23 protein-coding genes and 1 riboswitch are annotated in these 21,459 nt (G+C 63.5%); of the genes, 8 read left to right on the top strand and 15 right to left on the bottom strand.

Translation table 11 applies throughout. The features are described from left to right. Window positions 1-7 precede the first annotated feature (7 nt). On the bottom strand, window positions 8-1,189 hold the full coding sequence (locus tag HQ843_RS10870) for an aspartate aminotransferase family protein (protein ID WP_180898295.1): 1,182 nt from the start codon (window positions 1,187-1,189) through the stop codon (window positions 8-10). Window positions 1,190-1,572: 383 nt separating this feature from the next. Here HQ843_RS10870 and HQ843_RS10865 point away from each other — a divergent pair, with 383 nt between their 5' ends. Continuing rightward, a complete protein-coding gene (locus HQ843_RS10865; protein ID WP_180898296.1) occupies window positions 1,573-2,136 on the top strand; it encodes a GcrA family cell cycle regulator in 564 nt (187 codons plus the stop codon). 289 nt (window positions 2,137-2,425) lie between these two features. Here the strand turns inward: HQ843_RS10865 and HQ843_RS10860 are convergent, their stop codons facing one another. Genes HQ843_RS10860 through ehuR form a run of 3 tightly spaced genes read right to left on the bottom strand, consistent with a single transcriptional unit; the run spans window position 2,426 to window position 5,202 of the window. After that, window positions 2,426-3,001 (bottom strand): nucleotidyltransferase family protein, encoded by a 576-nt coding sequence (locus HQ843_RS10860; RefSeq protein ID WP_180898297.1) that lies wholly within the window; start codon window positions 2,999-3,001, stop codon window positions 2,426-2,428. Next, the gene (gene fdhD / locus HQ843_RS10855) at window positions 2,991-3,809 is read right to left on the bottom strand and encodes a formate dehydrogenase accessory sulfurtransferase FdhD (RefSeq protein ID WP_180898298.1); all 819 of its coding nucleotides are present in this window, start codon (window positions 3,807-3,809) and stop codon (window positions 2,991-2,993) included. The genes HQ843_RS10860 and fdhD overlap by 11 nt, the downstream gene beginning before the upstream one ends. A 4-nt stretch (window positions 3,810-3,813) precedes the next feature. Next, window positions 3,814-5,202 (bottom strand): MocR-like ectoine utilization transcription factor EhuR, encoded by a 1,389-nt coding sequence (gene ehuR, locus HQ843_RS10850; RefSeq protein WP_180898299.1) that lies wholly within the window; start codon window positions 5,200-5,202, stop codon window positions 3,814-3,816. A gap of 212 nt (window positions 5,203-5,414) precedes the next feature. Here ehuR and HQ843_RS10845 point away from each other — a divergent pair, with 212 nt between their 5' ends. Then, window positions 5,415-6,473 carry a lysine-2,3-aminomutase-like protein gene (locus tag HQ843_RS10845; RefSeq protein ID WP_180898300.1) on the top strand — a complete coding sequence of 353 codons (1,059 nt, stop codon included), beginning with the start codon at window positions 5,415-5,417 and terminating at the stop codon, window positions 6,471-6,473. Here HQ843_RS10845 and HQ843_RS10840 read toward each other — a convergent pair. Then, entirely contained in the window at window positions 6,427-7,347 is a 921-nt protein-coding gene (locus HQ843_RS10840; RefSeq protein WP_180898301.1) for a BadF/BadG/BcrA/BcrD ATPase family protein, read from the bottom strand. The genes HQ843_RS10845 and HQ843_RS10840 overlap by 47 nt on opposite strands. 308 nt (window positions 7,348-7,655) lie before the next feature. Then, window positions 7,656-8,984 carry a sugar porter family MFS transporter gene (locus HQ843_RS10835; RefSeq protein WP_180898302.1) on the bottom strand — a complete coding sequence of 443 codons (1,329 nt, stop codon included), beginning with the start codon at window positions 8,982-8,984 and terminating at the stop codon, window positions 7,656-7,658. A gap of 226 nt (window positions 8,985-9,210) precedes the next feature. Then, a riboswitch (TPP riboswitch) is annotated at window positions 9,211-9,314 on the top strand. A 66-nt stretch (window positions 9,315-9,380) separates the two neighbouring features. Between HQ843_RS10835 and HQ843_RS10830 the strand changes: the two genes are divergently transcribed. The 3 genes from HQ843_RS10830 (at window position 9,381) to HQ843_RS10820 (ending at window position 11,478) form a co-directional block, all read left to right on the top strand. Then, window positions 9,381-10,136 (top strand): ABC transporter permease, encoded by a 756-nt coding sequence (locus HQ843_RS10830; RefSeq protein WP_180898303.1) that lies wholly within the window; start codon window positions 9,381-9,383, stop codon window positions 10,134-10,136. A gap of 33 nt (window positions 10,137-10,169) precedes the next feature. Then, complete coding sequence (locus HQ843_RS10825) at window positions 10,170-11,123, top strand: ABC transporter substrate-binding protein (protein WP_180902238.1); 954 nt, start codon at window positions 10,170-10,172, stop codon at window positions 11,121-11,123. A 151-nt stretch (window positions 11,124-11,274) separates the two neighbouring features. After that, window positions 11,275-11,478: a hypothetical protein gene (locus tag HQ843_RS10820; protein WP_180898304.1), complete on the top strand. Its 204-nt coding sequence runs from the start codon at window positions 11,275-11,277 to the stop codon at window positions 11,476-11,478. A 270-nt stretch (window positions 11,479-11,748) separates the two neighbouring features. On the opposite strand, the gene HQ843_RS10815 is transcribed toward HQ843_RS10820, so the two are convergent. From HQ843_RS10815 to purE, 4 genes are all read right to left on the bottom strand, one after another. Then, a complete protein-coding gene (locus tag HQ843_RS10815; RefSeq protein ID WP_180898305.1) occupies window positions 11,749-12,360 on the bottom strand; it encodes a tetratricopeptide repeat protein in 612 nt (203 codons plus the stop codon). A gap of 56 nt (window positions 12,361-12,416) precedes the next feature. Continuing rightward, window positions 12,417-12,542, bottom strand: a complete 126-nt coding sequence (gene ykgO, locus HQ843_RS10810) for a type B 50S ribosomal protein L36 (RefSeq protein ID WP_018064355.1) — start codon at window positions 12,540-12,542, stop codon at window positions 12,417-12,419. A gap of 127 nt (window positions 12,543-12,669) precedes the next feature. Then, window positions 12,670-13,734, bottom strand: a complete 1,065-nt coding sequence (locus HQ843_RS10805) for a 5-(carboxyamino)imidazole ribonucleotide synthase (protein WP_180898306.1) — start codon at window positions 13,732-13,734, stop codon at window positions 12,670-12,672. 5 nt (window positions 13,735-13,739) lie between these two features. Further along, window positions 13,740-14,249: a 5-(carboxyamino)imidazole ribonucleotide mutase gene (purE, locus tag HQ843_RS10800; protein ID WP_180898307.1), complete on the bottom strand. Its 510-nt coding sequence runs from the start codon at window positions 14,247-14,249 to the stop codon at window positions 13,740-13,742. A 183-nt stretch (window positions 14,250-14,432) separates the two neighbouring features. On the opposite strand from purE, the gene HQ843_RS10795 reads away from it, so the two are divergent. Beyond that, a complete protein-coding gene (locus tag HQ843_RS10795) occupies window positions 14,433-14,675 on the top strand; it encodes a YdcH family protein (RefSeq protein ID WP_371822043.1) in 243 nt (80 codons plus the stop codon). Between the two features lie 30 nt (window positions 14,676-14,705). On the opposite strand, the gene HQ843_RS10790 is transcribed toward HQ843_RS10795, so the two are convergent. Continuing rightward, window positions 14,706-15,620, bottom strand: a complete 915-nt coding sequence (locus HQ843_RS10790) for a serine hydrolase domain-containing protein (protein WP_180898308.1) — start codon at window positions 15,618-15,620, stop codon at window positions 14,706-14,708. After that, a complete protein-coding gene (locus HQ843_RS10785; RefSeq protein WP_180898309.1) occupies window positions 15,617-15,970 on the bottom strand; it encodes a DUF6665 family protein in 354 nt (117 codons plus the stop codon). The genes HQ843_RS10790 and HQ843_RS10785 overlap by 4 nt, the downstream gene beginning before the upstream one ends. 132 nt (window positions 15,971-16,102) lie before the next feature. Here HQ843_RS10785 and HQ843_RS10780 point away from each other — a divergent pair, with 132 nt between their 5' ends. Both HQ843_RS10780 and HQ843_RS10775 read left to right on the top strand, forming a co-directional pair. After that, complete coding sequence (locus tag HQ843_RS10780) at window positions 16,103-16,531, top strand: MbcA/ParS/Xre antitoxin family protein (RefSeq protein WP_371822044.1); 429 nt, start codon at window positions 16,103-16,105, stop codon at window positions 16,529-16,531. 8 nt (window positions 16,532-16,539) lie between these two features. Then, window positions 16,540-17,238, top strand: a complete 699-nt coding sequence (locus tag HQ843_RS10775; protein ID WP_180898310.1) for an RES family NAD+ phosphorylase — start codon at window positions 16,540-16,542, stop codon at window positions 17,236-17,238. Window positions 17,239-17,541: 303 nt separating this feature from the next. On the opposite strand, the gene HQ843_RS10770 is transcribed toward HQ843_RS10775, so the two are convergent. From HQ843_RS10770 to HQ843_RS10760, 3 genes are all read right to left on the bottom strand, one after another. Then, window positions 17,542-18,591, bottom strand: a complete 1,050-nt coding sequence (locus tag HQ843_RS10770) for a substrate-binding domain-containing protein (protein ID WP_180898311.1) — start codon at window positions 18,589-18,591, stop codon at window positions 17,542-17,544. A 122-nt stretch (window positions 18,592-18,713) separates the two neighbouring features. After that, entirely contained in the window at window positions 18,714-19,775 is a 1,062-nt protein-coding gene (locus HQ843_RS10765) for an ABC transporter permease (RefSeq protein WP_180898312.1), read from the bottom strand. Beyond that, window positions 19,772-21,283, bottom strand: coding sequence for a sugar ABC transporter ATP-binding protein (locus HQ843_RS10760; protein WP_180902241.1), 1,512 nt, complete (start codon window positions 21,281-21,283; stop codon window positions 19,772-19,774). The genes HQ843_RS10765 and HQ843_RS10760 overlap by 4 nt, the downstream gene beginning before the upstream one ends. Window positions 21,284-21,459: the final 176 nt, after the last annotated feature.

Genomic DNA, 21,459 nt, shown 5'->3' with positions numbered 1-21,459 from the left:
TCGCGCACTAGGCGGCCGAGAGCTTTTCGGCGGCACGGCCCAGCCGGGCGATGCCTTCGCGCGCTTCCTCGGCCGAGACCGTCAGCGGCGGCAACAGCCGGATGACATTGTCGCCGGCAGGCACGGACAGCAGCTTTTCCTCGCGCATGGCGGCAGCGAGATCGCCGGCAGGCACATTGGCCTTGATGCCGAGCATCAGGCCTTCGCCGCGGATTTCGCCGATCACGCCCGGATAGCGGTCCTTCAACGCGGCAAGCCCCTGCTTGAAGACCAGACCCACGTCGCGGACATGCTCCAGGAAACCGTCTTCCAGCACCACGTCGAGCACCGCGTTGCCGACGGCCATCGCCAGCGGATTGCCGCCAAAAGTGGTGCCGTGCACGCCCGGTACCATGCCGGATGCGGCCTCCTCCGTCGCGAGGCAGGCGGCCACGGGAAACCCGCCGCCGATGCCCTTGGCAATCGCCATGATGTCCGGCGCCACCCCGGTCTGTTCATAGGCGAACAGCGTTCCGGTTCGCCCGACGCCGGTCTGGACCTCGTCGAAGATCAACAGCAGGCCGTGCTCGTCGCAAAGCACGCGCATGGCCTGGAGGAAAGCCTTGTCGACGATGCGTACGCCGCCCTCGCCCTGGATCGGCTCGATCATCAACGCCGCCGTTTCCGGCGTGATCGTGGCCTTCAGCAGATCGAGATCGCCGGCCGGGATCTGGATGAAGCCGGGCGCCTTGGGGCCGAAGCCCTCCATGTATTTCGCCTGCCCGCCGGCCGCGATCGTTCCCAGCGTACGGCCATGGAAGGCGCCCTCGAAGGTGATGATGTCGATCTTCTCCGGATGGCCCTTGGCATAATGATAGCGGCGCGCGGTCTTGATCGCCGTCTCAAGCGCCTCGGCGCCGGAGTTGGAGAAGAACACCTTGTCGGCAAACGTTGCCGCCGTCAGACGTTCGGCGAGCTTTTCCTGCCCCGCGACCTGATAGAGGTTGGAGACGTGCCAGAGCTTTTCGGCCTGGCCCTTCAGTGCCTCGACCAGATGCGGATGGGCATGGCCGAGCGAATTGACGGCAACGCCGGCGGCGAAGTCGAGATATCGCTCGCCCTTGTCCGTGATCAGCCATACGCCTTCGCCGCGCTCGAAATTGAGCGGTATTCTGGCGAACGTATTATAAAGAGGCGATGCTCCGGACATGGCGGTGAAACTCCGACAAGATGACAGGGGCGCTTTTTGACCGCCCGCAGAAATTAAAAATGCCGCCTCAAGGCGGCGGCAGGCCCTATATTGTCATGTCCGCCTCCAATGTCAACAAACGCGGTGGCGTCCGGGTGTTTCGGCGGTGCGGCCTCAGGTTTCAGGCGCGCCAGAACAAAAGTCACCAAGTTGGGGAAAACCATGGAAAACGATTCGCGCGATTCCCCTTCACCTTGCCACGCCCCGACCATAGGCCTACCTTACGAGCCAACAGAATACTGCAAGCGGCGGATCTGATTACCCGGATTGGCGACATTTTCCTGTTTCGGACGTGTTTCGGAGCATGACGCCGGATTCCGCCCGCAATAGCCGGAGACGATATTATGAGCTGGACAGATGATCGCGTCGAAAAACTCAAACAACTCTGGTCGGAGGGCCTGAGCGCGAGCCAGATCGCCAACCAGCTTGGGGGCGTCACCCGCAACGCCGTGATCGGCAAGGTGCACCGCCTGTCGCTGCCCGGTCGCGCCAAGAGCGGCGGCGCGCCGTCACAGTCGCCAACGCGGGTGACGGCGCGCAACACCACGCCGCCGAGGGCGCCGAATTTCGCCTCGCGCGCCGCTGGCCACCGCCCGACCGCCGCGCCGCAGCAGACCGCATCGGCGGCCCCGCGCACCGTGGGCGCCACGGCACTCAAGCACGATATCGAGGCCGATGCCGTTCCGGCCAGACGTCAGCAACCGACGCCCAACAATGTCGTCGTACCGATCATGAAGAAGGTCGCGCTCACCGAACTCACCGAGATGACCTGCAAATGGCCGGTCGGCGATCCGACCCAGGATGATTTCTATTTCTGCGGCTGCGAAGCGCCCGAGAATACGCCCTATTGCAGCTACCACGCCAAGCTCGCCTATCAACCGGTCAGCGAGCGCCGCCGCGCGGGCTGAAGCCGCTGCAGACCGTATCTGTGGAAAGCGCCTTCGGGCGCTCGGACCGCTGACAAACCATATTGCAGACACCTTGAGTTTCCCTACCCCTCCGCCCGTCACCCCGGACTTGATCCGGGGTCCAGGGCTATGGAACGCCATACGTGCAAGGGGGTTGTCGTTATAGCCCTCGAAATTTGGCCCTGGATGCCGGGTCAAGCCCGGCACGACGGAAATATCTGTCAGGGCCTTTGTCAACAAACCGGGCGCCTTCGGGCGCTTTTTGGACGGCCGTGAAGACAATCGCCTCTCATCCATCCCAGCCGATGACCGTCAGCCCCGGCCATAGCGTCTTCCAGCGTTCGGCCTTGTTCTCGTAGACCTCGCGCGACGCCTGGGTCTTGTTCGGCCGCGCCACGGCGTTGACGAGATCGGCGAGGCCGAACGGCGCATCGCATTCGAAACCGCCGGCTTTCGGCCTGATCCCGAGCGCAGTGGCCGTGGTCGGAAAGGTAGCGATCGCTTCGCCGACGCCTTCATAAGGGGCGATGTCAAAGCCGAAACGATCGCCGTACCAAAGATGAACCCTGGCCTCGTTCTTGACGTCGATCCAGGCGGGAACAGTGGAAAACGCCGCGCGAATGCGGGCGGCATGGCGGGCTTCCGCCCGTTCCGACAGGTCATTCGGATCGAAATAGACGATGTCGATGTCGGCAATTCCATGCGCCGGGTCCATGCCGAACCGGCGGTTCCAGACCGTCTGCGCGAGAGCGCCGGCAACCAGCCAGCAGTCCGGAAGATCGATCAGGCTCCAGTTTTCCAGAAACGGCCTCAGAAGCGGGCTTTGCGATGCCGCCTCAATCAGCTCTGCAAAATCATCCCTCATTCCGCCCCGCCATGACGATCCGGTCGCTATGGGTGTAGACGCTGAAGCCATCACCGCGCGCCGTGGCGATCAGCGTCAGGCCGGCGGCCTCGGCGGTCGTAACGGCAAGGGCTGTCGGCGCAGAGATCGCGATCAGCACCGGGCTACCGGCGATCGCCGCTTTCTGCACCATTTCCACCGAAAGCCGGCTGCTGACCACAATCGCGCCCTCGCCCGCATCGACGCCCTCGCGCGACAGCGCGCCGATCAGCTTGTCGAGCGCATTGTGGCGGCCGACATCCTCCCGGACAGCCATCATGCCATGGCCCGGACGATAGAAGCCCGCGCCATGCACCGCGCGGGTGGCGGCAAACAGCGGCTGGGCGCGCGAAAGCCCATCGACGGCGGCGTTCACCTCGTCGTCGCGCAGGCGGAAGTCCGGGGCTGCGACCTTCGGCACGTCCCGCACCGCAGCCTCGATGCTCTCGAGCCCGCAAAGCCCGCAACCGACGGGACCGGCCATCGAGCGGCGGCGGGCGGCAAGCGCCTCGGAGCGATCCGCCCGCAGCGTGATCTGCACATCGATCCCCTTGTCCAAAGGAACGACATCGACGTCCTCGATCTCCCCGCAATCCCTGATGATGCCTTCGGTCAGGCTGAAGCCACAGGCGAAATCGACGAGGTCGGCGGGCGTCGCCATCATCACGGCATGGGTCGAGCCGCCATAGCTCATCGCCACCGCCGTTTCGCCCGCAAGGGGGCGGTCAGTCGCATCTTCCCTGCTTCCATGCGTGAACAGTGGCGTCAGGGGCTTTACCTCTCCCGCCATCGCATCACACCATGATCGGTTTGGGAAGCTGACGCTCGCCCTTCAGAAGGGCCGCGATCAGCGTCAATGAGGAGGCGAGTTCCAGTTCGCTCGAGGCGGCCAGCGCCACCCGGATCGCGGGCGCTGCGGCATCGCGCCCGACATGGAAGCTCGAACCGGCCGCAACCGCGACGCCCCGGCTTTTCGCCCGCTCGATCGTCGTCGCCTCGGTGATGCCGTCGGGCAGCGGTATCCAGACATGGAGCGCGCCCGGCGTCATCCGGCAGGCGATACCGGTAAGCGATTTTTCGGCGATCGCGCGGCGGCGCGTCAGGGCCTGGCGCTGCCAGTTGACGAGTTCGATCGCGGTGCCATCGATAATCCAGCGGCTGGCGATCTCCGCCATGACCGGGGTCGCCACCCAGTTGGTTGCCAGATAGCGGTTGGAAACGGCGGCCGCAAAGCGATCGGGTGCTGCCAGAAACCCGCAGCGCAGCCCCGGGATCGTGTTCTTGGACAGGTCTGTCATGTAAAGCGTACGCTCCGGCGCAAACGCCGCGACCGGCGGCGGACGATTTTCGACGAGCGGTCCGAGCACATCGTTTTCGATGATGGCGAGGTCGAGCCTGCGGGCGATCGCCGCGATCGCGCGGCGGCGCGGCGCGCTCATGACAATCGCCTGCGGGCCGGCGGCGGACGGCTGAAGGAAGATCGCCCTGAGGCGCTTCCTGCCCGCAACCGCCTCGAGCGCGGCCGGCACGATGCCCTCCTCGTCCACCTCCACACCCTCGAGATCGATGCCGAGATAGCCGGCGAGCGGGCGCACCATCGGATGGGTAAGCGCCTCCACGGCGAGCGCCGAACCCGATGGAACGACGCTCATGAACGCCGCCGTCATCGCATCGCTGGAGCCGTTGGTCACCGTGATGCCGTGGGCATGGGCCTTCAGCCCGCAGGCGGCAAGCCAGTTGGTCCCGGCCATGCGATAGCGCCGGAACAGCGCGTTGGGCATCATCGAAAAGGCCAGTTCCGGCGGCATGGTGGCGCCGAGATCGGCGAAGGCCGCGCGGAATTTGGCGAGGCTGCGGCTTTCGCAGACCGGCTTCAGAACCGAAAGGTCGATGACGCCGCTACCGCCCTCGGTCAGGTAGGGCCGCTCGGGCGCCACCGGTTCGGCCTTGATATAGGAGCCGCGTCCGACCTCGCCGACCACCATGCCGCGGCGCGAAAGTTCCTCATAGGCCCGGCTGACGGTCTGCACCGAAACCTTGAGATCGGCCGCCATCTCGCGTTGCGGCGGCAGGCGCATGCCATCGATCAGCAGTCCGTTGCGCACGGCGGCGGCGATCTGCTCGGCGATGGAAAGATAGGCCGGCCGTTTGATCAGTCTGGGATTCGGGCGCCATTTTGTCATGACCGGATGGTGGGACAAATCCGGCGCAATGACAAGCGCCGGGGAGCGGGCAGGTGACTGAAAGGCAATGCCAAAGCCATGGAATGATTAACACTTCCAAAACCGAGGACGGGCTTGAGAAAAACGCTCGCAGCGCGTCCGTCCCCGGATGGCTTTGCTTGGCGGCATAAACCATCTAGAAGACCCGCATTGAAACCGGCGACAGGGCGGCCATGTCCGAAAGCAAAGTGAAAACCGCGATAACCGAGACCGAGGCGCTGGTGGCGCGCGGTCTCGTGCCCACTGATGCCGCCGAAGATATCGCAACCGTCGCCGAAAATTTCCGGATCCGCATCCCCGCCCATATTCTGTCGGCGATCGACACGGTGGCCGCCGATGATCCGCTGGCGCGCCAGTTCGTGCCGGATGTGCGCGAACTTGAGACCTATGACGGGGAGATGGACGACCCGATCGGCGATGGCGCGTTCGAGCGCGCAAAGGGCGTGACCCACCGCTATCCGGACCGGGTGCTGCTGAAGCCGACCCATGCCTGCCAGGTCTATTGCCGTTTCTGCTTCCGCCGCGAAACCGTGGGCGAGCCGGAGGCAGCTCTCGACCGGGAAGAGCTAGCCGCAGCGCTCGATTATATCCGGGCCCATGGCGAAATCTGGGAGGTGATCCTGTCGGGCGGCGATCCGCTGGTGCTGTCCGATCGCAGGCTTGCCGCGCTGATGCTGGCGCTGGGACAGATCGATCATGTCGCCGTGATCCGCATCCACACCCGCGCGCCGCTGGTCACGCCCGAGCGCATCATCGATGATCTCGTCGCCGCGCTGAAGCAGGCGGGCAAGACGGTCAACATCGTCATCCATGTCAACCATCCGCGCGAACTGACGGAGGCGGTGCGCGCGGGGCTGGCGCGTCTTGCCGATGGCGGCATTCCGCTGTTCGCCCAGACCGTGCTGCTGAAGGGCATCAATGACGAGGCCGAAACGCTGGCGACCCTGTTCAAAACGCTCGTCGTCAACCGGGTCAAGCCGTATTACCTGCACCATCTCGACAAGGCGAAGGGCGTTGCCCATTTCGCCGTGCCGATTTCGCGCGGCCAGGCCCTGATGCGGGCATTGCAGGGCACGATCTCGGGGCTCTGCCTGCCGACCTATGTGCTCGACATTCCGGGCGGCCAGGGCAAGGCCCCGATAGGCCCCTGCTATCTGGAGGCAACTGGCGACGGCGAATACCGGGTCACGGATTACCAGGGCGGAAAACATTCCTATTCCGACTGGCGGTAAGCGCCAGTTTAGCCGCGCCCGCCGCCGGATCGAGCGCCGGAAAACGCGCGCAGTCGCCGAGACTTCCGGCGATTGTCGCGCCGATCACCGGCGAAAGCCGCAATGCGCCGCCGGTAAAGGCAACCGGACGATCCCCGCCGCGCTTGCGCAGCAGATGGCCGAGACGCGCCAGCTCACGCCCCGCCTTGCGCAGCAAAGTAGCCGAAAAATCGTCGCCGGCTTCGGCCGCCTCCGCCACCGCCCGGGCCATCTCGCCGATGCGCCCTCTGTCGCCGGCATAGACCAGCGCCCTGATATCCGGCCAGCCGGAGCCGCCGGCGTGGCGATAGAGGGCTTCCGCAAGCCGCGCCATGTCGCCCGGCGCGCCGTCCTCGTCAAGCCTGCGGTAAAGCGCGCGGATCGCGGAAAGCGCGATCCATCCGGCCGATCCCCCGTCATCGATCAGCATGCCGCGCCCGCCGACCCGAAGCCTGCCGCCATCCACATCGATATGAAGACCGATCACGCCGGTGCCCGCGGCGACGATATGCCCTTCGCCGGGCGCAAACAGGCAGCGATAGGCCAGTTCGATATCGTCAAGGATGAACAGTTTGTCCGGCGGGAGGGCGCATGCGCGGCAGACAAGGTCCGCGACCTCGCTTCGTGTCTGCGGATCATAGCCGGTGAGGCCGAATACGGCGCTCGCCGCCGGCCCCGGCATCGCCCCGGCGATCCCGGCAAGCGCCGCCTCAAGGACTTTCCGGGCGGCGGGATCATGCACCAGTCCGCCCGCGCCGGGCACAGCGCCCCGGGCGACGATCGCGCCCGTCGCGTCGGCCACCGCATAGCGTGAGGCCGTGCCGCCGATATCGCAACCAAGATAACAAGCGCTCATGTTCAACCGCTCCCGGCTCCGTCTTACGCGGGATGAGCAGTCGTGTCATCTTCGCCCGGCTTGAAACCCCGGCTCACGGGTCGGTGTTGATAAAATTCACACCTCACATCCCCGCATCCCCGCATCCCCGCATCCGTCACCCCGGCCTTGAGCCGGGGTCCAGGGCCACTTGTGCGTCCTCATGAAAAAGAGTCTTTTGCGCGCAAAGACTTGCGCGCGCTGGATCCCGGCTCAAGGCCGGGATGACGGCAGAGTTTGTCAGCCGCCTCACCACGGCCGGGGGCCGGAAAAACCTTCCGGTGCGGCCCTCAGGCGGCGACGGTGCGCGCCTCGATCTCCTCGAGCGTGATGCCCTTGGTCTCCGGTGCTGCGGCGATCGCGTAGATGATGCCGACGACGCAGAAGAAGGTGAAGATCGCGAAGGTTCCGACAATCCCGATACCGGCAAGCAGTTCCGGAAACGTCAGCGCCACCAGAAAGTTGAAGAACCAGTTGGCAACCGAGGCAAGCGCCATCCCGCGCGGGCGCAACCGCAGCGGAAACAGTTCCGCCATGTAGAGCCAGGGCAACGGGCCGAGGCTGACGGCGAAGAAGGCGATGAAGGCGAAGATGCCGATCAGCGCGAGATAGGGGGTTGCCGCGACATCCGCCATCGTCGCCCCGGTGACAAGCGCCATCGACAGCGCGGTTCCGATGAAGCCGAGGATCAGCAGCTTGCGCCGCCCCATGCTTTCCACCAGAAACATCGCCACAATGGTGAGCGCGACGTTGACGACGCCGATGCCGACGGTTGCCAGAAGATCGGTGGTGGTGCCGGAAAAGCCGGCATTCTTGAAGATTTCCGGGGCGTAATAGATGATCGCGTTGATGCCGGAAAGCTGTTGCAGCACGAACACGATCATGGCGAAACTCGTCACCGGCAGGATGCCGCGCTTCAGGAAACTGCTCCAGGCGGGCGCGGCCTCCTGGTCTTTCGCGCTTTCCTGTATTTCGGTAATGATCTGGTCGACCTCGGCGGGCGATGATTCCGGCTGCAGCTTTGCAATAATCTCACGCGCCTTGTCGGCGTTGGAATTCAGCGTCAGCCAGCGCGGCGTTTCCGGCGACAGCAGGATGCCGACCAGCGCCACGATCGACGGGAACACGCCGACGCCGATCATCCAGCGCCAGTCGCCCGCCCCGCCGAAGGCCGCGTCCGACATGTAGGACACCATGATGCCGATGGTGATCATCAGTTGGAAGGCCGAGACGATGGTGCCGCGAATGCGCGCCGGCGCGACCTCGGCCAGAAACATCGGCGCGGTCATCGCCGAGGCGCCGATGCCGACGCCTATCACGAGGCGGGCAAGGGTCAGGACATACTGGTTGAAGGCAAGCGCGGAGATCAGCGAGCCGACCAGAAAGATGATCGCTCCCAGGATCAGCATCGGCTTGCGTCCGTACCGATCGGTGGTGATCATGGCAAGGATGGTGCCTGCGACCGCGCCGAGCGGTACGGCAGAGGTGATCACGCCTTCCATGAAGGCCGACACCGTGAAATCCTGCTTGATGAACGGCAACGCGCCGGAAATCACGCCCTGGTCGAAACCGAAGAGCATGCCGAACAGCGCTGCCACAATGACGATGGCGATTAACATCGAGTTTCCTCCGCTCTGACGGCAGATCCTGACTGTCGCCGCCCCTTACGCATATGGCCCTGTTTGTTAACCGCGGCTGAAAAACCGCGGCCGGCCTTGAACCACAAGTTGAAAATGGAAACCGCCCCCCTTGTCAAATCCTTTCGGGCTTTGGTCGGTATATTAGCGGGCACTTCCGTCTATGCCGCCGTGGCTCTTGACCTCCGCCCCCCGCGCGGCATAGATAGCCTCATCCGAGGGGTGTGTTTTTAAAACACTGAGATGGCCGATGGCCGAACCCTTGAACCTGATCCGGGTTATGCCGGCGTAGGAACGGAGTTTGGTCTTGAGCGACACGCCCAGAAAATCAGCCTCTATTGACGCCTCCGCTGCCCGGCCATGCCGGGGAGAGCGGGATTGAAGCGTACCCTTTCGGCTGTTCTCACCTTTTTGACGATCGTGATCGGGCTCCTTGCGCTTTGGCAGGCGATCATCGTTCTCGGCGACCTGCCGCGCTATATCCTGCCGCCGCCGCTCGCCGTGCTCGCAAAGATCGGCACCGCCCATGCCATGCTGCTTGAAGAGGCGCTGGTGACGCTCAGGGAAATCCTGGCGGGTTTTGCGATCGGCGCTGTCTTCGGCGCGGCGGCGGCCATTTTGATATCGGCCTTTCCCCGGATCGGCCGTTTCATCTGGCCCGTGCTGGTGGTGCTGCAATCCTTTCCCGTGTTCGTGATCGCGCCGATGCTGGTGCTCTGGTTCGGCTTCGGCATCGCTTCCAAGGTGGTGATGACGACGATCATCGTGTTCTTCCCCGTCGCCTCCAGTTTCGCCGACGGACTGCGGCGCACCGATCCGGAAGTGGTGGCAGCGGCAAGGCTCGATGGCGCCGGGCATTTCGAGATGCTGCGCTTCATCCGCCTGCCGCTGGCGCTGCCCCAGCTGTTTTCCGGCCTCAGGATCGCGGCCCCGCTGGCCCCGCTTGGCGCCGTCGTCGGCGAATGGGTGGGCTCTGCCGGCGGGCTCGGCTTTCTCATGGTCCAGGCCAATGCCCGCATGCAGACCGAAACCGTGTTCGCCGCCATGCTGATCCTGGCGCTCGAAGCCGTGCTGTTTCGAAAGGCGGTGGATCTCGCCGCTCCCTTCTTCACCCGCTGGTCGCATGAGGATTGAGCGGCCGGCTCGAACATATAGGAGAATGACATGCTGAAGAAATTCGCGCTCGCCGCAGCCCTTGCCGTTGCGCAGGGTCTTGCGCCGGGACTGGCAAGTGCCGCCGACAAACTCGACGTGATCCTGGAATGGTATGTGAACCCTGACCACGCGCCGCTGGTGATTGCCGCAGAGAACGGCTATTTCGCCGATCAGGGGCTCGACGTTGAACTGCTCCCGCCGTCCGACCCTTCCATGGTGCCGCGCATGGTGGCGGCCGGCAAGGTCGATATCGGCATTCACTACCAGCCCAACCTCTATCTCGATCATGAGGCCGGCATCGATATCGTCCGCTTCGGCACACTCGTCTCGACCCCGCTCAACACGCTGACGGTGCTTTCGGACGGGCCGATCAAGTCCGTTGCCGACCTGAAGGGCGGGAAGATCGGCTTTTCGGTCGCGGGCATCGAGGACGCGGTCGTGGCCACGATGCTTGAAAACGCCGGCCTTGCCAAAGACGACATCACCCTCATCAACGTCAATTTCGCGCTCACCCAGTCGCTGCTTTCCGGGCAGGTCGACGCGACCATCGGCTCATTCCGCAACATCGAACTGCCGCAAATGCGGATCGCGGGCCACGAAGGCAAAGCCTTTTTCCCGGAAGAGCATGGCGTACCGATCTATGACGAACTGATCTACGTGACCCGCAGCGAGCTTCTCGACGATGACCGGCTGCCGCGCTTCCTTGAAGCGGTGGAAAAGGCGACGGTCTTCATCGTCAACCACCCGGACGAGGCGTGGAAAAGCTTTGCCAGCGCCTATCCCGATCTCGACGACGAACTGAACCGGCAGGCCTTCGCCGCGTCCGTCGTCCGCTTCGCCAAGCGCCCCGCCGCCTTCGATACCAAGCGATACGAACGTTTCGGCGCATTCATGGCCGAAAACGGACTGATTTCCGAAGCTCCGGCGGTAGCTTCAATTTCGGTTTCGCTATCGCAGGAAAAGTGAACCGGCCTCAAATCGCCACAAAAGCACATTATAAAGAAATGAAAGAGGCGGCTTGCGGGCCGCCTCGCCATTTCGGTCTTTTGTTACAAAAATTGCGGCGATACCGCCCTGCAAAGACCGATCTCTACCCCTCGCGACAGGAGATCGGATCATGAAACTTGCCGGCCTCGTGCTGGTGGTGGTCGGGCTCGCGGGCCTTACCATTCGCATCATACTCTATAACTACCGCGACGTTGCCGGCACGATCGAGGGCAGCCTGCTGACCCCGCTTGCCCATCTGGCAATCGCCGCCGGCGCTGCCCTGCTCGCGCTTCACTTCGTCTACCGGGTGCTGCGCCACGTGTTGCATCACTGAACGGCTGGAAAAGACTGGAGCATTGGTCGATTGGAGCGTCTTTTGTGCCTCGTTCGGACGCACAAAGGATCAGGTTCATCCGTCATGCCGGCCTTGAGCCGGCATCCAGGGCCGCTTGTGGCGGCCGGTGAGAAAAGTCCTTGCGCGCAAAGGCTCGGCACTTTCTGGACCCCGGCTCAAGGCCGGGGTGACGGCGGAGAGAGAGGCATCGCCGCGATCGCAAACAGGGTTTGTCAAAAAGCGGCGGATTCCACTTTTTCGCCCGCCCCCCTATATCCGTTTGCCCGCACGGGCATTTTCGGTGCGCTCGACGAAGGACGCGACATCGCGATCGGCGGGATAGAGTTCGAGATAGCGCCGCCACACCTCAACCGCCGCCTGTTCCCGCCCGGTCCTGTCGAGGATTGTCGCCATCAGCCCGAGCGCGCCGAAATCGCGCGGCTCGAATGACAGCGAGGTGCGGATATCATCCATGGCCCGCTCGAGATCGCCATGGGTATAGTGCAGGACGGCGCGCTTGCGGTAGGGCGCGGCCTCATCGGGCCTCAGCGCAATCGCCTCCGACAGGAAATCGAGCGCTGACGCGGTGCGGCCGTTATTCTCCGAATCATCCGACCATTCGATCAGAAGGGAAACCGTGGGGCTCGGCGAGCGGTCGAGATATTCGTCGATCTGGCGGGCTAGATCGGCCGCCCTTCCGGCATCGCGGGTGCGTTTCAGCCGCTGGTAGAGCCTGTCCAGCGGATCGGCATCGGTCGCAACGGTCGTATCAGGGATCGTGGAAACCTGATCATCTGCGGCAGGCCCCTCGGCAAGCGCCGGCAACGGACCGGCAGCAGTCAGGGCAGCGACAATCAGAAAGGCAGGCGTAAAAAAGCGCATGACGGGAATGGTATCCCGTCATGGCAAAAGGTCAAACAGTTATTGCGCTGATGGTCTCAGCCCTGACGGGCCTTGAAGCGCGGATTCTGCTTGTTGATGATGTATACTCGGCCCTTGCGGCGCACCAGACGGTTTTCCCGGTGACGGGACTTGAGCGCCTTGAGCGAATTCTTGATCTTCATGTTTTCGATCCGCTGTTTGTGCCGCTCTCGACTGATCAGTAAAGGCGGTCAGTATTGATATTCAAAGGCGCGCCTTGAAAAAGCGCGCCCGACATTGGCCGCTACCTAGCGAATGATCGTCGCCAAGTCAACCGTCGCAACGCTTTTCGATGACGGTAACATGGCCCATTTTGCGCCCCGCCCGCGTTTCGGCCTTGCCGTAGAGATGGACCAGCGCGCCGGGGGTCGCCATCCACGCCGGAATCCGCTCCATATCGTCGCCGATGATATTGTGCATCACGCAATCGCTGTGGCGTACGGGATCGATCAGCGGCAGGCCACAGATGGCGCGGATGTGCTGCTCGAACTGCGAAATCACGCAGGCCGCTTCGCTCCAGTGGCCGGAATTGTGGACGCGCGGGGCGAATTCATTGGCAATCAGCCTGCCGTCGCGGGCAACGAACAGCTCCAGCCCCAGCACCCCGACATAATCGAGCCCGATCAGAAGCCGCTCCGCCGCCTCGCGGGCAGCCTCGCTGATGCCTGCGGAGACATTGGCGGGAACGCTGGATGTCCGCAAAATGCCGTCGCTGTGGACATTCTCGGCCGGATCGAAGCACACGATCGTTCCGTCGATGCCGCGCGCGGCGATGACCGAGATTTCCCGGTCGAAATCGATCCACTCCTCGAAGATCGCGGGCGCGCCCGCAAGGGCCGCAAAAGCGGCCTCCGGGTCATTGCCCGTCCCGGCAAACACCCACTGCCCCTTGCCGTCATAGCCCAAGCGACGGGTCTTCATCACGCCGCGTCCGCCGAATGTCTCAAGCGCGCCCGCAAGGTCATCGGCGGTATCGACGGCGCGGAAGCCGGCGGTCGCGATGCCGCTGTCGTTGAGGAACGTCTTTTCGGTCAGGCGATCCTGCGACACGGAAAGCGCGCGGGCCGGGGGATAGACGGGCCGTTCGGCGGACAGAAGCGCGGCGCTTTTTTCCGGCACGTTTTCGAATTCATAGGTGATCGTGTCGCAAGCGCGCGCAAGCTCGGCAAGCGCCGCCTCGTCATCATAGGCGGCCACGATATGGCGGCCCGCGACCTGGGCGGCCGGGCAATCCGCCTGCGGCTCCAGAATCACGGTGCGGATCGAGAGCCGGGCGGCGGCCATGGCCAGCATGCGGCCAAGCTGGCCGCCGCCGATGATACCGATGGTTTTCATGGAGCTCAGTCGTCCTTGTCGATGGGATATTCGGCAACGCTTGCCGCCTGACGAACACGATACTCGTCAAGCCTGCCCGCAAGTTCGGGATCGGCAAGCGCCAGAACCGCGGCGGCCAGCAGCGCGGCATTGACCGCGCCGGCCTTTCCGATGGCGAGCGTTCCGACGGGAATGCCCGCCGGCATCTGCACGATCGACAGCAGGCTGTCCTGGCCGGAGAGCGCGCGCGACTGCACCGGCACGCCGAACACCGGCAGCGGCGTCAGCGCCGCCATCATGCCCGGCAGATGGGCCGCCCCGCCAGCACCGGCGATGATGATCTGAAAGCCCTCGGCGCGGGCGCTGCGGGCGAATTCATACATCCGGTCCGGCGTGCGGTGGGCCGACACGATCCGGGCATCGTAATCGATGTCGAGAATATCGAGAATGTCGGCGGCGTTCTTCATCGTTTCCCAGTCGGACTGGGACCCCATGACGATGGCGACAGGCGGATTCTTGATCGGGCTCATCGGCATTCCATTGTTTCAACATATTCGACGAATGTGGCAGCGGCCGACCATGCGTCGTTTCGGGTGAAACCCGCTCTAGCATCAAACGTTTTCGGTGAAAAGCAAGGCGCCGGAGACATTGGATGAGGCGTGGCAAAATGCCCCCACAAAATCACATTTCCGCCTTCGACAAACGTCTTCGATCATGGCATGCTGATATTGCACTTTGATGACGAGACGCCGCATCCGGCGGCGCCAAACAAAGGAAGGACGTGTGCAATGACAGTTCAGACTCATCTTGCCGCTCTTGAGGAAAAGCATTCCGAACTCGAGAAGAAGCTTAACGACGTAATGGCTTCGCCGTCCAGCCGCGACCAGGAGATCGCATCGATCAAACGTAAAAAACTCCACCTGAAAGACGAGATGGAGCGCTTCCATCACCCCACCAGTTGAGACACCCCCCTGTCCTCAAGCGCCCCGGCATTAACCGGGGCGTTTTTGTTTGGGGCGACGCCCGGCCAGGGCTTTCGCTCTTGCGGCCACCTCGTTCTCGCAGGCGTCGGGATCTGGAACCGGCGCGAAGGCGGCAATCGTCACCGGCTCGGCGGCATCGGCAAGGTGGTAGACGGCGCAAGCGCTGAACGGCCCGCCGCCGGTGTGGCCGACAACTCTACCGACGCCCCGCATGGCTCCGGCCATCACCCCGAGCCCGTAGCCGGTCTTTGACCAAGGCCGCCCGGCAAGCAGACCACCCAGCGGAAAGGCCGCGACCATCGTCTCCACAAGCGCCGGCGAAAACAGACGCCCCGCGACAATGCCCGCAAGAAGCCGCACCGCTGCCTCCGCAGGGCCAACCAGACAGCCGTGATAGACCCAGTTCGGATCGTAGACTTCGCCATCGACACCTTCGGACCGGGCGAAATCTGCCCGGGTTTCGGCGAGAAAAACCCCATCGATCGCGAGCGGATGGAACAGCTTGCGATCGAGCAGGGCGCCAAGCGCCATGCCGGTGCGCTGCTCGAGAAAGGCGCGTATCACAAGATAACCGATATTGCTGTAGGACCAGCCCCGGTCCGGCGCAAACAGAACGCGGTCGGCGTCGGCTTCACGCAACAGCCAGTCGCGCGACCAGGCATCGCCGCCTTCGGCAACCGCATTTCTGTAGCTTTCAAGCCCTGTATAGTCGCCGAAGCCGCCGCGATGCTGAAGCAACTGCCGGACCGTTGCGGGACTTCCGGGCGGGACATCGTCAAGCGAAAGGGCTCCCTCCTCGACAAGGCAAAGGCAGGCGGCGGCGATCGCGGTTTTGGAAAAGCTCCACCAGGCATAAAGCCTGTCCGATGCGCCCGTCAGTTCCAGCGACCCGGAACCAGAGAGCAGCACGGCGGCGGCGCTCAAGCCTCGCCGTCCTTGGTTCGCCTTTTCATCACGCCGATCCTGAGCATCACCTCGCGCGGAATATCGTAAGTCGACTTCAGATGATGGTCGGTGCGAAGCCCCAGATAGTCGCGCTGGATGAACAGCGCGAAGGCGCAGTCAGCCGCCGCCTGCACCAGTTCGTCGCGGTCCTGATTGGAACCCGGCGTCTCGTCGTGACGCCTGAGCGCCGCCAGCGCCTCCTCCAGCCGCCGCCCGATCCGCCCCAGCGCCTGCGCCGTCTCCTGCATGATCTCGTATTGCAGGGCGTCCAGATCGGGATCCAGCGGCCTGCTGCTGGTGCCCGGCAATATCGGTTTCGTGTGGGCCATGACCTTTCCTCACATTGTTCCCGAAGATTGGAGGCTAAGCCTGCGAGATCAAGAGTTTTGACAATAAAAGCCGGAGAGTTCCCGGCAGGATTGCCATATGACATAGTAAGAACTATATTATGCCAAAAGGCAATGACGGGATTGACGATGCCGCACCTGCAGATGATCGAAAAAACCGCGTATCGGAGTGCTGCCCCCGAAATTACCGAGGCGGAAAGCCAGGCCATGGCCCGGGCGGCGGTCAATCTGTTCGCGCGCTGGCGCGTCAGCGACAGTCAGGCCTGCATCCTGCTCGGCGGCCTGTCGCCGCGCACCTGGGCGCGCTGGAAAGGCGGCGATATCGGGCGCATCCCGCGCGACCTCAAGGCCCGGCTTTCGAACCTGATGGGCATTCACAAGGCGCTCAGGATCATCTTCACGGATGCCGAACGGGCCTATGACTGGGTGCGGCGGGAGAACGAGGCCTTCGGCGGGGCATCGGCGCTGGACGTCATGCTCGCCGGAGAACTGACCGACATCATGCGGGTGAGACGCTATCTCGACAGCGTCAGGGGCGGTTGAGATTGGCCGTGCCCGATACCGTGCGCGTCAGGTGGGCGAAAACCCACCGGATCATCCGCTCGCGTTTCCCGCCGATCGATCTGTTCGAGGACATCGCCGATCCCGCCGACTGGGACGCGATCCTGTCGGCGGAGGCCAAGACCAATCCGCGCGTCAGCACAAGCGTCGGCATGCTCGATCTGGTGCCGCCCGCGCGCCGGGTTGCCGGAGAGGGCGCGTCTTGGGCGATGGCGCCCTTCGTCCACACCTCGACGGACCGCCCCAGCCGGTTCAGCGACGGCGCGTTCGGGGTCTATTATGCCGGCGACCGGATCGAGGTCGCGCTGTTTGAAACCATGCATCACCATGCCGTGTTCATGGCGGCCACCAGCCAGGCGCCGGGCTGGACCTCCGACTTCCGCGAACTCGTCGGCACGCTCGATGCCGATCTCCGCGATGCCAGCGACCGGGCGCGGTTTCCCGAACTTTACGATCCCGATGACTATCGCAGGCCGCAGGCGCTTGGCGCGGAGCTGCATGCGAAAAATGCGGATGGCATCCTTTATCGCAGCGTCCGATATCCCGAAGGATCGGCGGTCGCGCTGTTCTGGCCGGATATTGCCGGGATACCGATGCAGGGCCAGCATTTTTCATATTACTGGGATGGCGCAAAGGTCGGTCGGGTCAAGAATCTGAGCACCGGCGACGTGTTCTCCGTGGTGCGATAGAAGGCTAGCGCAAGGCGTTGATTTCCGGCCCAGAAAGGCGTCGCCCGGATAGGCGGTCACCGGAATGAAGGCTTCCGTGCCGACCGCCAGGATATCCTCCAGCCATTCAAGCCGCACTTAAAAACGCCGCCTAATATGCACAATATGCATTTTAATGCCCGGATTCGGCATTTGATCAATGAAAAGAAATGCACGACATTTGAAATCACGCAATATTCTCAAGGTTGATTTCCCGATATCCGGCGGCGGCAAACATCAGGCGGCGGCTTCGCACCGCCTGATGGTCTCGGGAGAACGGCGGGCCTACTGCTTGGAGGGCAGCGGCATCCAGTCCGGCGTGGCGACATCGGCATGGGCGAATGCCGGCAGCTTTTCGCTCAGTTCCTGCATGTTCTTGATGTCGTCATCGAGCAGGACCTGCTGGGTGATCAGCGTCGGCGGGACGATGACGTTATGGCCGGGATCTTCGCCGGCAAGCATCATCGCCAGCGCGCGGACGGAAACCTCGCCGACAACCGCCGGATTGGTGGCGGCGGTCGCTGCCCAGGCGCTGCCGGGCTCGCGCATGGCGGCGATATCGGATGTCGAGACGTCCGCCGAATAGATCTTGATCGCATCCGACATGCCGGCCTCATCGACGGCGATCTTCACGCCCTTGGCGAATTCGTCATAGGGCGCGAACATGACGGTGATGTTCGGGTTTGCCGACAGCACCGAACGCGCCTGGTTGGCAACGGAGTTGGCAATCGGGTTGTCGAGCGTGCCGAAGGTCGCCACTTCGTCGATGCCCGGATATTTTTCCTTGAATTCCTGCCAGACCTCGTCGCGGCGGTCCAGCGGCGCGATGCCGGGGACATAGACATAGCCGGCGGTAAAGCTGTCGCCATTGTCCGCGATCGCCTGCTCCAGCGCCAGACGGGCAAGGTCGTGGTCCGACTGCTCGATCTGCGGAATCGCATCGTTTTCGACGTTCACGTCGAAGGCGACGACATCGATGCCGGCATCGACGGCGCGCTGGGCGGCTTCGCGCATGCTTTCCGTCAGGCCGTGCTGGATGATGATGCCGTCGACGCCGAGCGCGATCGCCTGATCGACCATATCTGCCTGAAGGGCTGCATCCTGGCGGCTGTCGAGCACGCGAAGATTGAGGCCGAGCGCCTTCGACTGGGCTTCGACGCCTGCCAGATAGGACTGGAAGAAGTCGCCGGTGGAAAGGTAGCGCACCAGCGCGATGGTGACATCTTCCGGCTTGTCGAACGGCGCCGGCATGTCGGCGGCCATCGCCGGCAGTGCGGCGGCGGAAAGCATTGCGCCCGCCGCCATGGTGTTGAACAGTCTGCGTGTGATTTTCATTTCTTCATTCCTCCACGTCTGAGATCCAGATTTGAGATCGCTTGCGCCTCCTCCCGCAGTTCCCGATACCGGCGCCAGTATCGGTCCTGTCGACGGGCGGCAGGAAAACCGCCCGTTCATGTTCAGTGCTTGTGCCGCGTCGAAAGCGCGAAGGTGAACACCAGCGCGATGACCAGCACCACGCCCTTCACGAAATCCTGGGTGTAATAGGGCGCGTTCATCATGGTAAGGCCCTGCAGCAGAATGCCGACGAACAGCGCGCCGATGGCCGTGCCGAAGGCATTGGGCTTGGCAGCCCCCAGCACGGCGAAGCCGATCAGGGCCGCGGCCACGGCATCCAGCAGAAGATTGTTGCCCGAGGCGATATCGCCGCGGCCGAGACGGGCCGCCAGCAGAATGCCGCCGATCGAGGCAAACTCGGCCGAAATCACATAGGCCAGGATCTTGTAGCCGTTGACCGGCGCGCCGGCCAGCGCCGCGGCACGCTCATTGGAACCGACGGCATACATCATCCGGCCGAACCGGGTGAACTCCAGGAACAGCCAGATGGCAATCGCCAGAACGATCAGCACCACAACCGAAACCGGCACGAGATTGGGCAGAATGAAATCGAAGCGGTGGCGACCGAGCGCCAGAAAGGCCGCGCTGAACGCGCCATCGGCCTGCGAGCCGTCCGGCAGCGTCATGCCCGTCGCGATCGACCGGCCTTCGGTCGGAATGCGCTGCAGGCCAAGCAGAAGGAACATCATGCCGAGCGTCGCCAAGAGATCTGGGACGCGGCCATAGACGATCAGAATGCCGTTCACCAGACCGATCAGCCCGCCGATGACGAGGCAGGCGGCTACGGCTTCAAAGGCGTTTCCGCCCATCACCACCATGACATAGGACGACGCCATCAGCGCCGTGGTCGCGACCGACCCGATCGAAAGGTCGAAGCCGCCGACCACCAGCGTCGCCGTGACACCGAGTGCAAGAATACCGGTGATCGACACCGATTGCAGAATGAAAACGGCGCTTTGCGGCGAGGCGAACCCCGGGGCGGCAATCGAAAACACCAGAACCAGCGCAAGCAGCAGCGCCAGGAAGCCGTATCGGATCGCCAGCGCGCGGGCATTGCCCGACCGACGGCCGCCGGGCTTCTGCTCCGGCGAGGCGATGGCGGAGGAGTTTTCGTTATTGGTCATTGGCTCACCATTTCCAGACGCCCGGCGATCTGGGCGAGAAGTGTATCGAGGTCGATTTCGAGATTCCTGTGCTCGCCGACAATGGTGTGTTCGGACATCACGAGAATGCGGTCGGCGATTTCGAACGCCTCGTCGAGTTCGGTCAGGAAAACCAGCGTGGCCCTGCCGCCGGCCGACTGCCGCAGGGTCGACGCGATATCGCGGCGGGCGGCAATGTCGACGCCCTGAAACGGTTCGTCGAGGAGCAGCAGGCGCGCATCATGGCTGAGCCAGCGCCCGACCATCACCTTTTGCTGGTTGCCGCCGGACAGCGTCTGCATTGCATCCCGCTCCGTGCGGCAGACGACATTGAGGCCGGCGATCTGATCGCGGGCCTGCGCCTTTTCCCGCGACCGGCTCATGATCCCGAAGGATGACAAGCGCCTCAGAAACGGCAGGCTGATATTCTCGTAGATATTGAAATCGGGCACGATGCCGCTCACGGCGCGATCCTTCGCCACCAGAAAGACCCCGTTTGCGATGGCAGCGCCCGGATTTTTCGGCGCATAGCCTTTGCCCTCCAGCATCATCTGCCCGCCATGCGGCCGGCGCGCGCCGAAAAGCGTTTCCGCCAACGCGGTCTTGCCGACGCCGACAAGGCCGGTCACCGCCACGATCTCGCCTTCGCCGAGCGACAGCGAGAACGGCTTCTTGCCGGGCGCGATCCGGAGGTCCGTGGCGGAAAAAACCACGTTGCCGCCGTCGCGCACATCCACATGGCCATGGCCGATGGCGCGGCCGAGCATGGCATCGACGGCTCCCTTGTAGTCCAGTTCCGGGCCTTCGAACACGCCGGAGATACGGCCGTCGCGCAGCGTGACGATGGTATCGGCCAGCCGCCGGATATCGGACATGCGATGCGAGATATAGAGGATCGCCACGCCATCGGCGCGCAACCGGTCGAGCAGGGCGAACAGCCGGTCCGCCTCCGCGCTGGAAAGCGACGAGGTCGGCTCGTCGAGAATGAGAACGCGCGGCTTGTGGGCCATGGCGCGGGCGATGGCGACCATCTGGCGATCGGCCAGCGACAGGTCGGAGACCTGGGCCGAAAGGTCGAGCGAAAGCCCCATGGCCTCGGCTACGCCGCGTGCCTGCTTGCGTATCCTGTAGGGATTGAAGAACACGGACGCGCCGCGCCCGGTGAGCCGGTCGAGCACCAGATTGGTGGCGACATCGAGATCGGCGGCGACGCCGTCATTGATGTTCTGATGCACGGTGACCACGCCGGCGCGAATGGCTTCCGCAGGCGTTGCGGGCGTGAACGGCTTGCCGGCAAGCGAGATCGTGCCGCTGTCGGGCCGGTAGAGACCCGTGACGGTCCGCACAAGCGTGGACTTACCCGCGCCATTGGCGCCCATCAGCACGGTCACTTCTCCGGAACGCAAGCGCAGATCGACGCCATCCAGCACCTGGATCGGCCCGAACGCCTTGCGCAGCCCGTCTATGCGGAACACTGCGGTCATGGAAATCATTTCCTCCCGCCATCATCCTAGAGACCAAAATCATCAAATGTCAACAGCAATGACATTTGACAGAAAATAAAAATAGCAAATGTCATCGATGTTGACAAATGACAGATGGAGGCGTTACCGTGCAATAAAGCCCTGCGAATGCAAATCGTCGGGGCGCATTTGGGAGGATGTCC

This window comes from Martelella sp. NC20, assembly GCF_013459645.1.
Taxonomy (GTDB): domain Bacteria; phylum Pseudomonadota; class Alphaproteobacteria; order Rhizobiales; family Rhizobiaceae; genus Martelella.
This window is presented reverse-complemented; position numbering and strand designations above follow the sequence as displayed.